15 protein-coding genes are annotated in these 16,091 nt (G+C 27.7%); 14 read left to right on the forward strand and 1 reads right to left on the reverse strand.

Annotated elements, in window-relative coordinates:
* Nucleotides 1-76 precede the first annotated feature (76 nt).
* The 11 genes from smc (at nucleotide 77) to ACQRD5_RS03505 (ending at nucleotide 10,742) form a co-directional block, all read left to right on the forward strand.
* Nucleotides 77-3,640, forward strand: coding sequence for a chromosome segregation protein SMC (gene smc, locus ACQRD5_RS03455; RefSeq protein ID WP_320899670.1), 3,564 nt, complete (start codon nucleotides 77-79; stop codon nucleotides 3,638-3,640).
* Nucleotides 3,641-3,656: 16 nt separating this feature from the next.
* Nucleotides 3,657-4,574, forward strand: coding sequence for a signal recognition particle-docking protein FtsY (ftsY, locus tag ACQRD5_RS03460; protein WP_291625278.1), 918 nt, complete (start codon nucleotides 3,657-3,659; stop codon nucleotides 4,572-4,574).
* 198 nt (nucleotides 4,575-4,772) lie between these two features.
* Nucleotides 4,773-5,102 carry a putative DNA-binding protein gene (locus ACQRD5_RS03465; protein ID WP_294167842.1) on the forward strand — a complete coding sequence of 110 codons (330 nt, stop codon included), beginning with the start codon at nucleotides 4,773-4,775 and terminating at the stop codon, nucleotides 5,100-5,102.
* A gap of 19 nt (nucleotides 5,103-5,121) precedes the next feature.
* Complete coding sequence (gene ffh, locus ACQRD5_RS03470; protein ID WP_291625184.1) at nucleotides 5,122-6,474, forward strand: signal recognition particle protein; 1,353 nt, start codon at nucleotides 5,122-5,124, stop codon at nucleotides 6,472-6,474.
* A 33-nt stretch (nucleotides 6,475-6,507) separates the two neighbouring features.
* Nucleotides 6,508-6,753, forward strand: a complete 246-nt coding sequence (gene rpsP, locus ACQRD5_RS03475) for a 30S ribosomal protein S16 (RefSeq protein ID WP_291625183.1) — start codon at nucleotides 6,508-6,510, stop codon at nucleotides 6,751-6,753.
* 46 nt (nucleotides 6,754-6,799) lie between these two features.
* The gene (locus ACQRD5_RS03480) at nucleotides 6,800-7,039 is read left to right on the forward strand and encodes a KH domain-containing protein (protein WP_291625182.1); all 240 of its coding nucleotides are present in this window, start codon (nucleotides 6,800-6,802) and stop codon (nucleotides 7,037-7,039) included.
* A 240-nt stretch (nucleotides 7,040-7,279) separates the two neighbouring features.
* A complete protein-coding gene (gene rimM / locus ACQRD5_RS03485) occupies nucleotides 7,280-7,777 on the forward strand; it encodes a ribosome maturation factor RimM (protein ID WP_291625181.1) in 498 nt (165 codons plus the stop codon).
* The gene (gene trmD / locus ACQRD5_RS03490) at nucleotides 7,767-8,480 is read left to right on the forward strand and encodes a tRNA (guanosine(37)-N1)-methyltransferase TrmD (protein ID WP_291625180.1); all 714 of its coding nucleotides are present in this window, start codon (nucleotides 7,767-7,769) and stop codon (nucleotides 8,478-8,480) included. Before rimM ends, trmD begins: the two co-directional genes overlap by 11 nt.
* 115 nt (nucleotides 8,481-8,595) lie before the next feature.
* On the forward strand, nucleotides 8,596-8,946 hold the full coding sequence (rplS, locus tag ACQRD5_RS03495; RefSeq protein ID WP_291625179.1) for a 50S ribosomal protein L19: 351 nt from the start codon (nucleotides 8,596-8,598) through the stop codon (nucleotides 8,944-8,946).
* A 115-nt stretch (nucleotides 8,947-9,061) separates the two neighbouring features.
* Nucleotides 9,062-9,925, forward strand: coding sequence for a ribosome biogenesis GTPase YlqF (gene ylqF / locus ACQRD5_RS03500; protein WP_291625178.1), 864 nt, complete (start codon nucleotides 9,062-9,064; stop codon nucleotides 9,923-9,925).
* 1 nt (nucleotide 9,926) lies between these two features.
* Nucleotides 9,927-10,742 carry a ribonuclease HII gene (locus ACQRD5_RS03505; RefSeq protein ID WP_291625177.1) on the forward strand — a complete coding sequence of 272 codons (816 nt, stop codon included), beginning with the start codon at nucleotides 9,927-9,929 and terminating at the stop codon, nucleotides 10,740-10,742.
* A gap of 3 nt (nucleotides 10,743-10,745) precedes the next feature.
* Here the strand turns inward: ACQRD5_RS03505 and ACQRD5_RS03510 are convergent, their stop codons facing one another.
* Nucleotides 10,746-11,117, reverse strand: coding sequence for a YraN family protein (locus ACQRD5_RS03510; protein ID WP_291625176.1), 372 nt, complete (start codon nucleotides 11,115-11,117; stop codon nucleotides 10,746-10,748).
* A gap of 104 nt (nucleotides 11,118-11,221) precedes the next feature.
* Here ACQRD5_RS03510 and ACQRD5_RS03515 point away from each other — a divergent pair, with 104 nt between their 5' ends.
* The 3 genes from ACQRD5_RS03515 to topA are packed head-to-tail and all read left to right on the forward strand — an operon-like array spanning nucleotide 11,222 to nucleotide 15,932.
* Nucleotides 11,222-12,745: a YifB family Mg chelatase-like AAA ATPase gene (locus ACQRD5_RS03515; RefSeq protein WP_427746510.1), complete on the forward strand. Its 1,524-nt coding sequence runs from the start codon at nucleotides 11,222-11,224 to the stop codon at nucleotides 12,743-12,745.
* Between the two features lie 11 nt (nucleotides 12,746-12,756).
* A complete protein-coding gene (gene dprA, locus ACQRD5_RS03520) occupies nucleotides 12,757-13,797 on the forward strand; it encodes a DNA-processing protein DprA (protein ID WP_291625174.1) in 1,041 nt (346 codons plus the stop codon).
* A 44-nt stretch (nucleotides 13,798-13,841) separates the two neighbouring features.
* Entirely contained in the window at nucleotides 13,842-15,932 is a 2,091-nt protein-coding gene (gene topA, locus ACQRD5_RS03525) for a type I DNA topoisomerase (protein WP_291625173.1), read from the forward strand.
* The last annotated feature ends 159 nt before the right edge of the window (nucleotides 15,933-16,091 follow it).

Consider the following 16,091-nt stretch of genomic DNA (forward strand, 5'->3'; position numbering starts at 1 on the left):
GAGTAATAACCGTATTTTTAGCTATTATGCTCTCAGTGAGTTTACTAGTATCATTGATTAGTTAAGGAGTGTATCTATGTTTTTAAAATCCCTAGAAATAAGAGGTTTTAAATCTTTTGCAGATAAAACCAATTTAAACTTTAAAAAAGGAGTAACAGCAGTAGTTGGTCCAAATGGAAGTGGGAAGAGTAATATTTCTGACTCTGTAAGATGGGTTCTTGGAGAACAAAGTGTTAAAACTTTAAGAGGCGGAAAGATGGAAGATGTAATTTTCGCTGGGACACAATTTAGAAAAGCAGTAGGGTTAGCACAAGTTTCACTTACTCTAGATAATTCTGATAACTCTTTAGATACTGATTACTCAGAGGTAACTATAACTAGAAGAATTTTTAGATCAGGAGAAACAGAATATTTAATAAATAATCAAAAGTGTAGACTTAAAGATATTCATAGCCTTTTTATGGATACAGGTATAGGAAAAGAAGGTTATTCCCTTATAGGGCAAGGGAAAATTGAAGCAATACTAAGTGGAAAAGCTGATGATAGAAGAGCAATTCTTGAAGAGGCGGCAGGTATTGTTAAATTTAAATCTAGAAAAGAAGAGGCAGAAAGAAAATTATCTAATACTGAAAATAATTTAACAAGAATTAGAGATATAATTTCTACATATGAAGAGAGAATTGAACCTTTAAAAGAGGAAAGAGAAAAAGCATTAAAGTATAATGTTCTTTCAGATGATTTAAGGGTAAGGGAAGTATCTTTACTTGTAAATAATATAGGTGTCATAGATAAAGATATTAAGTCAATAAATGTAGAAATAACAAATAAAAGTGAAAATATCAAAGAAAAAAGAGAAATATTAAATAAGCTAAAGGAAGAACTTGTTCATTTAGAAGAAGAAATTGAAACTATTGAAAAGAAAAATAATGCTGAAAAGACAGAGTATTATACAAAAAAGGAAGAAGTAAATAAAAGCTTAAATGATATTGAGATATACAAAGAAAGAATAAAAAACTTTGAAGAAGTTATAAAAAAAGATAATGAAGAAATATTAAGATTGGAAGAAGTATTAATAAAATCAAGAAAAGAGAAGGATTTATTATTAATAGAACTTGAAGAAAAAATAAAAGAACAAATTAATAAGGAAAATTTAATTAAGGAATTTGAGTCAACTAATTATAAATTAATTAATGAAATAAAAAAATTAGAAGAAGATTCTGAGAAAATTAAAGAAGATGAATTTGAAATTTTAAGAAGAACTTCAGAAATAAATAATGATATAGCTATTATTAATAAGGAAATAGTAAATAAAGAAGAACTTAGTACAAGCGGTGAAAATAACTTAAAGGCTATAGAAGGCAATATAAGTATTAACATAGCAACTATATCAAGTATTAATGAGAAAATTAATACTATAAAGAAACTAAAGGAAGAAATTGAAGCTAATATTATAGATAATAGAAAAAAAATAGGAGCATTAAGTAGTCAATTAACTAGAAAAGAAAGATTTATTAGAGAAATAGCAAAGAAGATAAATATCTTAGATGGTAAATTAACTACTCTTAGAGACTTAGAAAAAAGCTATGAAGGGTATCAATTATCTATTAAAAAATTAATGGAAAGAATTGAAAAGGGTCAAATACCTTATGGAAAAGGAGCTAGTGTATTAGGAGAAATTTTTACAGTTGATAAAAAATATGAAACCGCAATAGAAATATCTTTAGGTGGAGCTATATCAAATGTAATAACAGAAGATGAAAATACAGCAAAGCTTTTAATAGAATATTTAAAGAAAAATTCTTTGGGGAGGGCAACTTTCTTACCTTTAAATATAATTAAGGGAAGCAGAATAAATGTATCTAATGATATAAAGAATGTAAAGGGATATATTGGCCTTGCATCTGATTTATTAAATTATGATAATAAATATAAAGAAATAATGGATTATTCACTAGGGAAAACTATTATAGCTGAAAATATGGAAGCAGCTTTAATAATATCTAGATTAGGAAACTATAAAATAAGAATAGTAACCTTAGATGGTGAAGTAATAAGTCCTGGTGGAGCTTTAACTGGAGGAAGTATATATAAGAAAAATAATTCTAGTATTTTAGGTAGAAGAAGAGAAATTCAAGAATTAGAGGAATCTATAAATACTAATAAGAGTAGTTACAACTCTGAATTATTACTTTTAGATAAAATAAGAGATGAAATAAGAGAAATTGATGAAGATATATTAAATAAAAGTGATGATATACACGAAAAAAATATTGATATAACAAGATTTGAAAGTGAAGTTAGAGCCTTAGAAAATGAAAGCTTGAAGTTGAAGAATTCATTAGAAGTTTCTAAAAAAGAAATATCTTTAAATAATGAAACCTTAGTAAAATTAAGAGATGAAATTGTAAAAAAGGAAGAAAATTTAAGATTACTACAAAATACTAAGGAAGAAAATAAGGAAAGAATTGAAATTATTCAAAGGGAACTTATAGAAAAGAAAGAAGTTTTTGATAAAATAAAAGAAGAAAATATCCAAGTAAAGATAGAGAAAGCTAAATTAGATGAAGTAGTTTATTCAAGGCAATCAGATCTTAGGAGAAAAGAAAAAGAAGAAAAAGAAAAAGAAGAAAGAATTTTCTCTCTTAAAAAAGATAATGATGAAAAGAGTAGTAATATAAACTATTTAAGAAAATTAATAGAAGATAAAACAATGTTTATTTCAGAAGTTAATAAAAGATTAAATGAATTAGAAGATGTTTTTAAATTTGATGAAGCTAGTAGAATAAGTTTAAAAGATAAGCTAAAAATAAAGGATGGAGAATCAAATCTAATAATTGAAGAAATAAGAGTATTAGAAATTGATTTGAATAGAAAAGAAATATCTTTTGCAAAATTAGAAAGTGAAAGAGAAAATTACTATATTAAATTAAACGAAGAATTAAATTTAACTTTAGCAGAAGCAATGGAAATAGCAGTGAAAATTGAAAATATATCCAAGGTGAAGGAAGAGATTTTTAAAATAAAAAATCAAATTACTGAATTAGGAACAGTAAATCTTGCTGCTATAGCAGAATATGAAGAAGTATGTGAAAAGTATCAATTTATGTCTTCTCAAGAAGAAGATCTAAACATGGCTAAAGAAGAATTAATGACAGTTATAAATGAAATGACTATAAAAATGCAAGAGTTATTTAGAGAAAACTTTACAATATTAAATAAAAATTTTAATGAAACCTTTAAAGATTTATTTAAGGGGGGAAATGCAGAACTTATTTTAGGAGAAGGTGATGAACTTACAGCAGATATAGAAATCAATGTTCAACCACCAGGAAAGAAACTTCAAAATATTAATTTAATGTCTGGTGGAGAAAAAGTTCTTTCTGCCATTGCTCTATTATTTGCTATATTAAAGATGAAGCCTACTCCATTTTGCATATTAGATGAAATAGAAGCTGCTCTAGATGATGCAAATGTATATAGATATGCTGAATTTTTAAGAGAATTTTCAGAGAATATACAATTTATAGTTATAACTCATAGAAAAGGAACCATGGAAGCTAGTGATGTTATGTATGGAATTACTATGGAGGAAAAAGGTGTTTCTAAGGTAGTATCAGTAGACTTAAGTAAAGAAAATTAGGAGGTAAATCATGGCTATATTCGGAAAAATATTTGATAATTTAAAAAATGGACTTTCAAAAACTAAAGATGCGTTAACAGATAAAATTAATGAAACATTAAAATTAGCTATTACTATAGATGAAGATTTATATGAAGAACTTGAAGAAATATTAGTTATGTCTGATATTGGAATGGATACAACTATAGAAATAATAAATAGATTAAAAGATAAGATTAGAAAAGAAAAAATAAATGATCCAAGTGAAGTATATCCTGCTTTAAAAGAAGTTATTAAAAATATGTTACTTGAGGGAACAGAAGAAATAAGAAGTGAAGATGAAACAGGTAAAAAGGTATTATTAGTTATAGGAGTAAATGGAGTAGGTAAAACTACCTCAATTGGTAAACTTGCAGCAAAAAACAAAAAGGAAGGCAAGAGAGTTATTTTAGCTGCTGCTGATACTTTTAGAGCGGCTGCAATAGATCAACTAGAAGTATGGAGTGATAGAGCTGGTGTGGATTTAATAAAACATAGTGAAGGATCAGATCCAGCAGCTGTAGTATTTGATGCAGTGAACGCTGCAAAAGCAAGAAATATAGATTTATTAATATGTGATACTGCAGGAAGATTACACAACAAGAAGAATCTTATGGATGAATTATCTAAAATAGGTAGAATAATAGATAGAGAATTTGATGGAGCTAAAAAAGAAACATTATTAGTTTTAGATGCTACTACTGGACAAAATGCAGTAATACAAGCAAAACAGTTTATGGAGGCTTGCCCAATAGATGGTATAATACTAACTAAGCTAGATGGTACTGCAAAAGGTGGAGTAGTAATATCCATTAAAAATTCATTAAACATTCCTGTAAAATATATAGGGGTAGGAGAAGGAATAGATGACCTTCAAGAATTTGATGCAGAAAGCTTTGCAGAAGCACTGTTTTAGAATAAAAAATGTAAAATTAATGTTGAAATTTAGCTTTTGCTGAATTTCATTAAAATCTATAACTTAGCAAAGCTAAGTTATTTCCTTAATTCTACATTCTACATTTCAAATTTTAAATTTTTTATAGGGTGTTAAGTAAAAATACTTGACAGCATAGAGTTGTTTTGTTAAAATCTCATTTGTGGGTAAGGTGATGAAATGGAAGATAGGGTTGAGATTTCATTATTGATGGATTTATACGGTCCATTATTAACTGAAAAACAATATAAGATTATGGAGCTTTATTATAATGAGGATTTATCCTTAGCTGAAATTGCTGAATTGAATAACACAAGTCGTCAAGCTATCCATGATTTAATTAAGAGATGTTATAAACAATTTCTATCCTATGAAGAGAAACTTAATTTGCTTAAAAAAAGTTTTGAGCAAGAAGTAATAATAAATAATCTTCTTAATGAGTTAAGAGAAAAGTATTCTATTAGTGAAGAGGATTATGAAAAGTACAAAAGTAATTTAGAAGAGTTATAAAATCATAGGAGGGGATAATATGGCTTTTGAAGGTTTATCCGATAAATTACAGGAAGCTTTTAAAAAACTTAGAAGTAAGGGGAAGCTAACTGAAAAAGATATAAAAGAAGCCATGAGGGAAGTAAAATTAGCTTTACTTGAAGCAGATGTTAACTTTAAAGTTGTTAAGCAGTTTATTTCAAGAGTAAGTGAAAAGTGCGTTGGAAATGATGTGCTAGAAAGCTTAACTCCAGCTCAACAAGTTATAAAAATTGTTAACGAAGAACTTACTGAACTTATGGGTGGTAGTGAAAGCAAGTTAAACTTTAACTCAGTAGGTCCAACTGTAATAATGATGGTTGGTCTACAAGGAGCAGGTAAAACTACTATGAGTGGAAAACTTGCACTACAACTTAGAAAGCAAAATAAAAAACCTCTATTAGTAGCCTGTGATATATATAGGCCAGCTGCTATAAAGCAATTAGAGGTAGTTGGAAAGCAGATAGATATTCCAGTTTTCCAAATGGGTGATAAGGTTAATCCTGTAGATATAGCAAAGGCAGGGATAGCTCATGCAAGAGAAAATGGAAATAATGTAATAATAATAGATACTGCTGGTAGACTTCATATAGATGAAAATCTTATGGATGAATTAAAATCAATAAAAGCTGAAGTTAAACCTCAAGAAATCTTGCTTGTAGTAGATTCTATGACAGGTCAAGATGCAGTAAATGTTGCTGAAAGTTTCAATAATACTTTAGATATTTCTGGTGTTATTTTAACAAAACTTGATGGTGATACTAGAGGGGGAGCAGCATTATCAATTAGACATATTACAGAAAAACCAATAAAATTTATTGGTGTAGGAGAAAAAATGAGCGACTTTGAAGTTTTCTATCCAGATAGAATGGCTTCAAGAATATTAGGGATGGGAGATGTCTTATCTTTAATAGAAAAGGCTCAGCAAGCTTTTGATGACAAGGAAGCTCAAGAATTAAGTTCTAGAATGTTAGAAAATGATTTTACTTATGAAGATTATTTATCTGCAATGGAACAAATGAAAAAATTAGGTTCTTTGAGCAAGATTATGGAAATGATACCTGGAATCCCTAAGGAAATGAAAAATATAGATTTTGATGCAGGCGAAAAAGAGCTAAACAAAGTAAAATCTATAATTTATTCTATGACTCCAAAGGAAAGAAGAAATCCAAAGCTTATTTCTGGTTCTTCTTCAAGAAAGAAGAGAATAGCAAAAGGATCAGGTACATCATTGCAAGATGTTAATAAACTCATTAAGGGATTTGATGTAATGAGAAAACAAATGAAACAAATGAAATCTATGCAAAAGAAATCTAAAAAAGGATTCTTTGGTAAATTACCTTTTATGAGTTAAGATAAATTATATTTTTTAAAGGAGGTGAAAAACATGGCAGTAAAAATCAGATTAAGAAGAATGGGTGCTAAGAAAGCTCCTTTCTATAGAATAGTTGTTGCTGATTCAAGATCACCAAGAGATGGTAGATTCATCGAAGAAATTGGATACTACAATCCTTTAACTGAACCAGCTGAAATCAAAATCAACGAAGAAAAAGCTACTAAATGGGTACAAAATGGAGCTCAACCTACAGATGTAGTTAAGAGACTATTTACTCAAGCAGGATTAAATAAGTAATTTTTTAGGAGGTGAACTCTGTAATTATATATAATTACAGGTGTTTATGAAGGAATTAATTGAAAATATAGCTAAGTCCCTTGTGGATAATCCGAATGAAGTTCATGTAAATGAAGTACAAGGAGAGCAATCAATTATTCTGGAACTAAAGGTTGCTCCTGCAGACATGGGAAAAGTAATAGGCAAACAGGGAAGAATAGCTAAAGCTATTAGAACTGTTGTAAAAGCAGCAGCCATGAGAGAAAATAAAAATGTAGTAGTTGAAATTATTGATAAGAAGAGTTAGGGTTTTCCTAGCTCTTTTTAAACATTATTTTAAGATAAGATGTAATACTTCTAATGTATCTATATAATTATAGATAGGTATAATAGAAATATTAATATATTTGCCTATACTAATTAAATAACAAATATGTATATTTGTTTATGTACAATTCTAATGAATAATGGATAATTAAATAAATAGTTTAACCTAAATTATACATTATGCATTATAAATTATTAATTTGTAATAAGAGGTGTAAAGATGAAAGATATTTTAAGAGTTGGAAAAATAGTTAACACTCATGGATTAAGGGGAGAAGTAAAGGTTATACCCTTAACAGATGATCCAAAGAGATATAATGAGTTAGACTTTGTATTAATAGATGGTATTGAAAGAAAAATTCAAGGCTGCAAATATCAAAAAGATAGAGTAATAGTTAAAATTGAAGGTATAAATACAATAGAAGAAGCAGAAAAATATAAGAATAAGTATATGGAAATACCAAGAGAATATGCTGTTCCTTTAGAAGAGGATACATATTATATAGCAGATATTATAGGTTGTACTGTTTTTGATACCAATGGTAAAGATTTAGGCGAAGTATATGATGTAATTCAAACTAAAAATAATGATGTTTATTGGATTAGAAAACCAAAGGAACTATTAATACCAGTATTATTAGAAATAGTTACAGATATTGATATTGAAAATAGGAAAATAACTATAAAGCCTGTAGGAGAATGGCAAGATGAAGATTAATATTCTTACATTATTTCCAGAGATGTTTGATATTTTTAATCATAGTATAATTGGAAAAGCAAAAGATAAGGGAATTGTTGAAATTAATACAATGAATATAAGAGATTTTACATTAAACAAGCATAAAAAAGTTGATGATTATCCTTATGGTGGAGGAGCTGGAATGGTAATGACTCCTCAACCAATTGTTGATTCTATAAGAGCTTGTAAAAAGAATAATAGTGGAAAGGTAATATTCTTAGGACCTAGAGGAAAAACTTTTAATCAAGAAATGGCTAAAGAATTAGCAAAAGAAGAAGGCCTTATTTTTCTATGTGGACATTATGAAGGAATAGATGAAAGAGTGTATAAACATATAGATTTAGAGATTTCACTTGGTGATTTTATATTAACAGGAGGAGAAATGGCTGCAATTCCAGTAATAGATTCTATTTTAAGATTAAAAAGTGGAGTTTTAGGAAAAGAAGAAAGCTATGAAGATGAATCCTTTTCAGAAGGTTTATTAGAATATCCTCAATATACTAGGCCAGAAGAGTTTGAAGGAGATAAAGTTCCTAAAGTGTTACTTTCTGGGCATCATGAAAATATAAGAAAGTGGAGAAGGGCAAAATCTTTACTTATTACAAAGGAAAGAAGAAAAGATTTATATGATAAAATAACCTTAAGCAAAGAAGATAAAAAAATTTTAGAAAAGTATAAATAAAAATATTGTGCTATAAGATTAATTATGTTAAAATTAGCTTTGTGTTAGTACGGGCGGTCCTCTGTCAAGTATTTGTTAAGAACGTCTAATAAAAAATCAAGGAGGGACTTACACAATGAACGAAATAATAAGAGCTATAGAAGCAGAACAATTAAGAAACGATCTTCCAAACTTTAATGTTGGAGACACTGTTAAAGTTTATGTTAAGATCAAAGAAGGAACAAGAGAAAGAATTCAAATGTTCGAAGGAACAGTTATCAAGAAGCAAAACGGTGGATTAAGAGAAACTTTCACTGTAAGAAGAGTTGCTTACGGAACTGGAGTAGAAAGAACTTTCCCAATGAACTCTCCAATCATTGATAAGATGGAAGTTGTAAGAAAAGGTAAAGTTAGAAGAGCTAAGTTATTCTACTTAAGAGATAGAGTAGGTAAGGCTGCTAAAGTTAAAGAATTAAACGTTAGATAATTTCTAATTACTAAGTAAGGGACTTGTTTAAGTCCCTTTTTCTTTTATAATTATGATTTATAAACTTAAATTTTGATATAATAATAATAAATAAATTTTACGGAGGAGATAAATAATGGGTAAAATAAACTGGTTTCCAGGGCATATGAAAAAAACTCAAAGAGAAATTAAAGAAAACTTAAAATTAGTAGATGCAGTAATTGAAATAAGAGATGCTAGAATACCAAGAAGTTCTGCAAACCCTGATATAGATAAGCTTTGTGATGGAAAACCTAGAATAATACTGCTAAATAAAAGTGACTTATCTGAAAATAGAGTTACAAAGATGTGGATAGATAGTTTATCATCAGAAACTGTAAAAGTTTTAGAAGTAAATTGTTTAAGTGGTAAGGGATTAAACCAAATTAAACCAACTTTAGAAGCTTTATTAAAAGAAAAACATGATAGATTAAAAGCTAAGGGATTAGTAAAAATTCAAATGAGAGTTATGGTGGTTGGTATTCCAAACGTTGGCAAATCTACATTTATAAATAAGATGGCAAAGAATAATATTGCAAAAACAGGGGATAGACCTGGGGTAACTAAAAGTAAGCAATGGATAAAAACAAAGATGGATATTGAAATGTTAGATACACCTGGAGTTTTATGGCCTAAGTTTGAAGATGATGAAACTGCATTAAACTTAGCCTTTACTGGTGCCATAAAGGATGAAATTATGGATATAGAAGAACTTTCATATAATTTAGTAAAGAGATTACAAGAATATTACAAAACTAACCTTATTGAAAGATATAAAATAGAAGATGTAAATGAAGATCCTTTAGAAACTTTAAATAGTATTGCTAGGAAAAGAGGTTGTTTAATAAAAGGTGGAGAAATAGATTATAATCGTATTGCTGTTATATTATTAGATGAATTTAGAGGTGGAAAAGTAGGTAATATTTCATTAGAATATCCTACTAAAGAAAAAGAGGATTAGTATGTTAGAATTATTAAATAAAGAAATAGAAGCCTTAAGTTATAAAGAGATAAAGAATTTAGTTGATGAAATAAATATAGCAGAAGAAAAGAATAATGCAGAGCTTGTTTATTTAATAGATAAATTAGCTATAGATAAAAGAAAAAATGTAAAAGCTTTAAGTGAAAAGATAAAAAAAGAAAGAGATAAATTAAAAGCAGAATGTGAAAGAGTTAGGAAAATGTATAATTTTGACAAAGGGTTTGGAAATTATACTTATATAGCTGGTGTAGATGAGGTTGGAAGAGGACCCCTTGCAGGGCCTATTGTAGCTTGTGCTGTTATATTAGATTTAAATGTAATAGATGATGAACTTATACTTTGGCTTAATGATTCAAAAAAATTATCTGAAAAGAAAAGAGAAGAGTTAGCAAAGGAAATTAAGAAGAAAGCCTTAGCTTATCACATATCAGAAAAATCTAATGCTGATATTGATGAAAAAGGCGTAGCTTATTGTAATAATAGTATATTTTTAGAAGCGTGTACATCAATGAATATAAAACCAGATTTAGTTCTATCAGATGGTTATTTAGTTAAAGGTATAAATATAGAAAACAAATCAGTAATAAAAGGAGATTCAAAATCAGCATCTATAGCTGCAGCATCTATATTAGCTAAAGTTTATAGAGATAATTTAATGAAAGATTACTCTAAAAAATACCCACATTATGGGTTTGAAGAAAATGCTGGTTATGGTACTATTAAACATATTGAAGGAATTAAGAAGTTTGGAACCTGCCAGATACATAGAATGTCATTTTTAAAAAATATATTATAATTTTTAATAAGGTCTAAAGGCATCTTTTATATGTTCTATATAATATGAATTATTATTTTTGTTAAAATAAATTTCAATAACATCAAATCTACAATTGTGATTTAATAATTTATATTTATATAAAAAATAATTAGAAATATAAATAATTTGTTTTTGTTTAAAGTAGGTAACAGACTCACGGGGCAAACCAAAGTGATAACTGTACCTACTTTTTACTTCTATAAATATTATAGTATCTGATTCTTTAAAGATTAGATCTATTTCACCATGTCTATTTCTAAAGTTTTTAGCTAGTAAGTTATAATTTTTTTTTGCTAAATAATCTATAGCTAAATTTTCTCCATAGGAACCAATGTCTTTATTATATTTTTTCATAAAATCACCCATTTAAAATATTGACTAAAATAATATAAATAATTCTTTATAATATGGTTAGTAATTATTTTTTATTGTCAATAATCTTTAAAGAGGTGATTAGTTTGTCAATTGAAATAATAAGTGCCACTCATAATGGGTTAGACGGAATGTTAATTACTGTGGAAGTAGATATTAATAAGGGGATGCCAACTTTCAGTATTGTAGGTCTACCAGATGCAGCAATAAAAGAATCTAAGGAAAGAGTAAGATCTGCAATAGTTTATAGTGGATATGAATTTCCTCTTGGAAGAATTACTATTAACCTAGCTCCTGCTGATATTAGAAAAATAGGATCATTATTAGATTTGCCAATAGCAATAGGAATACTTATGAAATCGAATCAAATAAAAACAATAGATTTAAAAGAGTATATTATTTTTGGAGAGCTATCTTTAGGAGGAGATTTAAAAGAGATAAAGGGAATTCTACCTATTATATTTGAAGGTGATAGCAAAAAAAAGAATAATTTTATATTTCCAATAAATAATTTAAAGGAACTTAGAAATTTTAATATTGGAAATTTCTATCCTTTTAAAAATCTAAATGAAGTTATTTCATTTATAGAAAATAAAGATTTACTACCTTATATATTTGATGTAGAAGGGAAAAGCTTAAAAAAAGAAGTATTTAATTATTCAGATATTATTGGGCAAAATACATCAAAGAGAGTTATGCAAATATCTGCAGCTGGAAGACATAATGTGCTTTTATATGGCACACCTGGATCTGGAAAAACAATGCTTGCAAGAGCTTTACCTTCCATAATGCCACCATTATCTAACAAAGAAGAAATTGAAATTGCTAAGATATATAGTGCATCAGGTCTATTTTCAGGTGATAATGATATAATTAGGCCATTCAGAAACCCTCATCATACAATAACAAGGACTGCTTTAGTTGGAGGTGGAAAGGAAATAAAGGCTGGCGAAATAACTTTAGCTCATAATGGGGTTTTGTTTTTAGATGAAATATTAGAATTTAAAAGAGAAGTATTAGAAGTATTAAGAGAACCATTAGAAGAAAAAGTTATAAATATAAATAGAATTAATGGTAGCTACAAATTACCTTCAAATTTTTTATTTATAGCTGCATGCAATACCTGCCAATGTGGAATGTACTTAGGTGGAGCAAGTGACAGCAAATGTATTTGTAGTGAAAGTGAAAGAAAAAGGTATATGTCTAGATTATCTAGAGCATTACTTGATAGAATTGATTTGTTGAATTTTGTACCTAAAATAAAATATGATGAAATAAATAATAGAAATAATAATATAAGTTCAAAAAAAATGAAAGAAAATGTTCTAAGATCAAGAGAAATACAAAAATTTAGATTTAAAAATACAATATATAATTATAATTCTGAAGTTAAAGGAAAAGATATCGATAATTTATTTAATATATCAAAGTCTTCAAAGCTGTTAATTGGAAGTTTTTATAAAAATTTTGACTTAACCATGAGAGGTTATGATAAATTATTAAGAATATCAAGAACTATAGCAGATTTAGATGGATGTGAAAATGTATTTGATTATCATATTATTGAAGCATTAGGTTATAGAAAGAATATAGAAGGGGAAATAGTATAAAAGGAGATTATATGGATAATAATGAGATTTGGTTTATATTGACAAAACTTTCAAATGATAAGAAAATTAATATTATTAAAAAATACAATGATGAATTAAATATTAGAAGAAATAGTAGTATAATAAAGGAATTAAAAAAAATAAATGTAGAAGAAGTAACAGAAGAAAAAATAGAAAGATTTAAAGAATACATAAATAAAAATAATATAAGTTATATAACAATAAGATCTAAAGAATATCCAGAAAAATTAAAACATTTAAGTGAACCACCTTATGTAATTTTTTATAAAGGTAATTTGGAGTTGTTAAAAGGAGATTTAATAGCAGTTATTGGTGCTAGAAAGTGTAGTTCCTATGGTGCAGAGGTAGCTAAGATAATAGGAAAAGAAATAAGTGAAAATAATTTTACTGTAGTAAGTGGGTTAGCTATTGGAATAGATTCTATTGCACAAAAAAGTGCTATAAATTATATCGGAAGAACTATAGGTGTTTTAGGATGTGGTATAGATGTGATATATCCTAAGAATAATAAAATATTATATGAAGACATACTAAGAAATGATGGGTTAATAATTTCGGAATTTTTACCAGGAACTCCTCCGGCTGCTTATAATTTTCCGAGAAGAAATAGAATAATTAGTGGAATAAGCAGCAAGTTAATTATAATAGAAGCAAATGTGAAAAGTGGTAGCTTAATTACAGTAAATTATGCCTTGGATCTTGGTATGGACATAATGGCAATACCAGGACCAGTTTTTAATGGAAATAGTGAAGGTTGTAATAAATTAATTAGAGATGGTGCCAAACCTTTTACAGAAATAGAAGATTTATACGATTTTTTAAGTATAATTAAAGAAAAGTATAAAAATGAAGTAGAAAACACATATAAATTAACAATTTTAAATGTAATTAATAATGAACCTATACATTTAGATGATATTATAGAATCTGTAAATGTTGACAGAAAGGTATTGTTTGAGTTATTATTTGAAATGCAAAATAGAAATGAAATTATTTGTCTTCCAGGCAATTATTATGCTAAATCAATATAAGTTAAGGGGGGTGTAAACTCCATATAAAGTGGAGTTAGTGACGTATGGGACAAAATCTTGTAATAGTAGAGTCACCTGCAAAGGCTAAGACTATAGGGAAGTATCTTGGTAAAAATTATATAGTAGAAGCATCTATGGGGCATGTTAGAGATTTGCCTAAAAGTACATTAGGCGTTGATATAGAAGATAATTTTAATCCAAAGTATATAACTATAAGAGGAAAAGGCGATTTAATAGCTAAATTAAAGAAGGCTGCTAAAAAAGCTGATAAAGTTTTTCTTGCAACTGACCCCGATCGTGAGGGTGAAGCTATCTCTTGGCATTTAGCAAATATATTAAAAATATCAGAAGATAAAAAATGTAGGATTGTTTTCAATGAAATAACAAAAAGTGCTGTAAAATCATCTCTAAAAGAAGCTAGACAAATTAATAATAATTTAGTTGATGCTCAACAAGCAAGAAGAGTTTTAGATAGATTAGTTGGTTATGAAATAAGTCCTATTTTATGGAAAAATGTTAAATGGGGTTTAAGTGCAGGAAGAGTTCAATCTGCAGCATTAAAGCTAATATGTGATAGAGAAACAGAAATAAAAGCTTTTGAGCCTAAGGAATATTGGACTGTAGAATGTATTGCAACAAAGGATAGAAAAAAATTTCCTATTAAATTAACACAATACAAAGGTAAAAAAATAGAAATAAATTCAGAAGAAGAAAGTAATAAAATAATTGAAGAGCTAAAAAAAGATAAATTTATAGTTACTAAAGTTAAAAAGGGAACAAAAATAAAAAATCCTTTACCACCTTTTACTACTAGTACACTTCAACAAGAAGCTTCAAAAAAGTTAAATTTTATGACTAAAAGAACTATGTCTATTGCACAGGTATTATATGAAGGTGTTGAGGTGAAAGGATATGGAACAGTAGGTCTTATTACTTATATGAGAACAGACTCTGTTAGAATATCTGATGAAGCGCAAGGGAAAGCTCTTGATTTTATAAATTCTAATTTTGGTGAAAAATATATACCAAGTACACCAAGAGTTTATAAAAGTAAGAAAAATATTCAAGATGCACATGAAGCAATTAGACCATCTGTAATTGAAATAACTCCAGAGATAGCGAAAAGCTCATTAACTACAGAACAATATAAATTGTATTCTTTAATTTGGAATAGGTTTATGGCAAGTCAAATGGCATCTTGTGAATTAAACACTAATAGTATAGAAATAATGAACGGAGATTATAAATTTAAAGCAACTGGATCTACAGTAAAATTTGATGGATTTATGAAGCTTTATGAGTATATGACTGAAGAGGATAATGAAGATGTTTCATTACCTGTATTAGAAGAAAATGATGAATTGAATAAAGTTAATATAGAAGGAAAACAACACTTTACTCAACCACCAGCAAGGTATACTGAAGCGTCATTTGTTAAGTTGTTAGAAGAAAAAGGCATTGGAAGACCAAGTACTTATGTTCCTACAATTTCTGTTTTATTAAGCAGAGACTATGTTAATAGAGAAAAGAAAAATTTATTTCCTACTGAACTTGGATTTATTGTTAACAATATAATGGGAGAATATTTTGAACAAATTGTTGATGTAGATTTCACAGCAGAAATGGAAAGAAATTTAGATTATATTGAAGAAGGTAAAGAGGATTGGAAAAAAGTTGTAGAAGAATTTTTTAGTCCATTAAAAATAGCTTTAGAAAAAGCAGAAAAAGAAATATCTAAAGTTGTAATAGAAGATGAAGTAAGTGATGTTCCATGTGATAAATGTGGTAGGATGATGGTTATAAAACGTGGTAGGTATGGAAAGTTTTTAGCATGTCCTGGATATCCAGAATGTAAAAATGCAAAACCTATAGTAGAGGAAATTGATGCACCTTGCCCGAAATGTGGAGGAAAGATATTAGCTAAAAAAAGCAAAAAAGGAAAAAAATTCTTCGGGTGTTCTAATTATCCTAATTGTGACTTTGTAAGTTGGAATGAACCATTAAAAGATAAATGTCCAGATTGTGGTGAGTATATGGTTTTGAAATATAGTAAAACTAAGGGAAACTATGCACAATGTTCAAATTCAAATTGTAACAAAATTGTTAATATGAATAACACCAAAGATGAGGAATGAGTAAAAGAAACTGATTACACATTGATAAAATATTAAAATTAAATATTTTTTCAGGGGAAATGTCGAAATTGCTAAGAATTTTGTTGAAAATAAAAAAATCCTATGATAGTATAAATAAGTAATAAATATGTTTTTGGAAAATTTATATAATTCCAAATT

Source organism: Clostridium sp. SGI.024, assembly GCF_050315195.1.
Lineage (GTDB): Bacteria > Bacillota > Clostridia > Clostridiales > Clostridiaceae > Clostridium.

Coding starts and splice junctions, on each gene's coding strand:
- smc (WP_320899670.1), top strand. CDS start 77: ATGTTTTTAAAATCCCTAGAAATAAGAGGTTTTAAATCTTTTGCAGAT.
- ACQRD5_RS03465 (WP_294167842.1), top strand. CDS start 4,773: ATGGAAGATAGGGTTGAGATTTCATTATTGATGGATTTATACGGTCCA.
- ffh (WP_291625184.1), top strand. CDS start 5,122: ATGGCTTTTGAAGGTTTATCCGATAAATTACAGGAAGCTTTTAAAAAA.
- rpsP (WP_291625183.1), top strand. CDS start 6,508: ATGGCAGTAAAAATCAGATTAAGAAGAATGGGTGCTAAGAAAGCTCCT.
- ACQRD5_RS03480 (WP_291625182.1), top strand. CDS start 6,800: ATGAAGGAATTAATTGAAAATATAGCTAAGTCCCTTGTGGATAATCCG.
- rimM (WP_291625181.1), top strand. CDS start 7,280: ATGAAAGATATTTTAAGAGTTGGAAAAATAGTTAACACTCATGGATTA.
- trmD (WP_291625180.1), top strand. CDS start 7,767: ATGAAGATTAATATTCTTACATTATTTCCAGAGATGTTTGATATTTTT.
- rplS (WP_291625179.1), top strand. CDS start 8,596: ATGAACGAAATAATAAGAGCTATAGAAGCAGAACAATTAAGAAACGAT.
- ylqF (WP_291625178.1), top strand. CDS start 9,062: ATGGGTAAAATAAACTGGTTTCCAGGGCATATGAAAAAAACTCAAAGA.
- ACQRD5_RS03505 (WP_291625177.1), top strand. CDS start 9,927: ATGTTAGAATTATTAAATAAAGAAATAGAAGCCTTAAGTTATAAAGAG.
- ACQRD5_RS03510 (WP_291625176.1), bottom strand. CDS start 11,117: ATGAAAAAATATAATAAAGACATTGGTTCCTATGGAGAAAATTTAGCT.
- dprA (WP_291625174.1), top strand. CDS start 12,757: ATGGATAATAATGAGATTTGGTTTATATTGACAAAACTTTCAAATGAT.
- topA (WP_291625173.1), top strand. CDS start 13,842: ATGGGACAAAATCTTGTAATAGTAGAGTCACCTGCAAAGGCTAAGACT.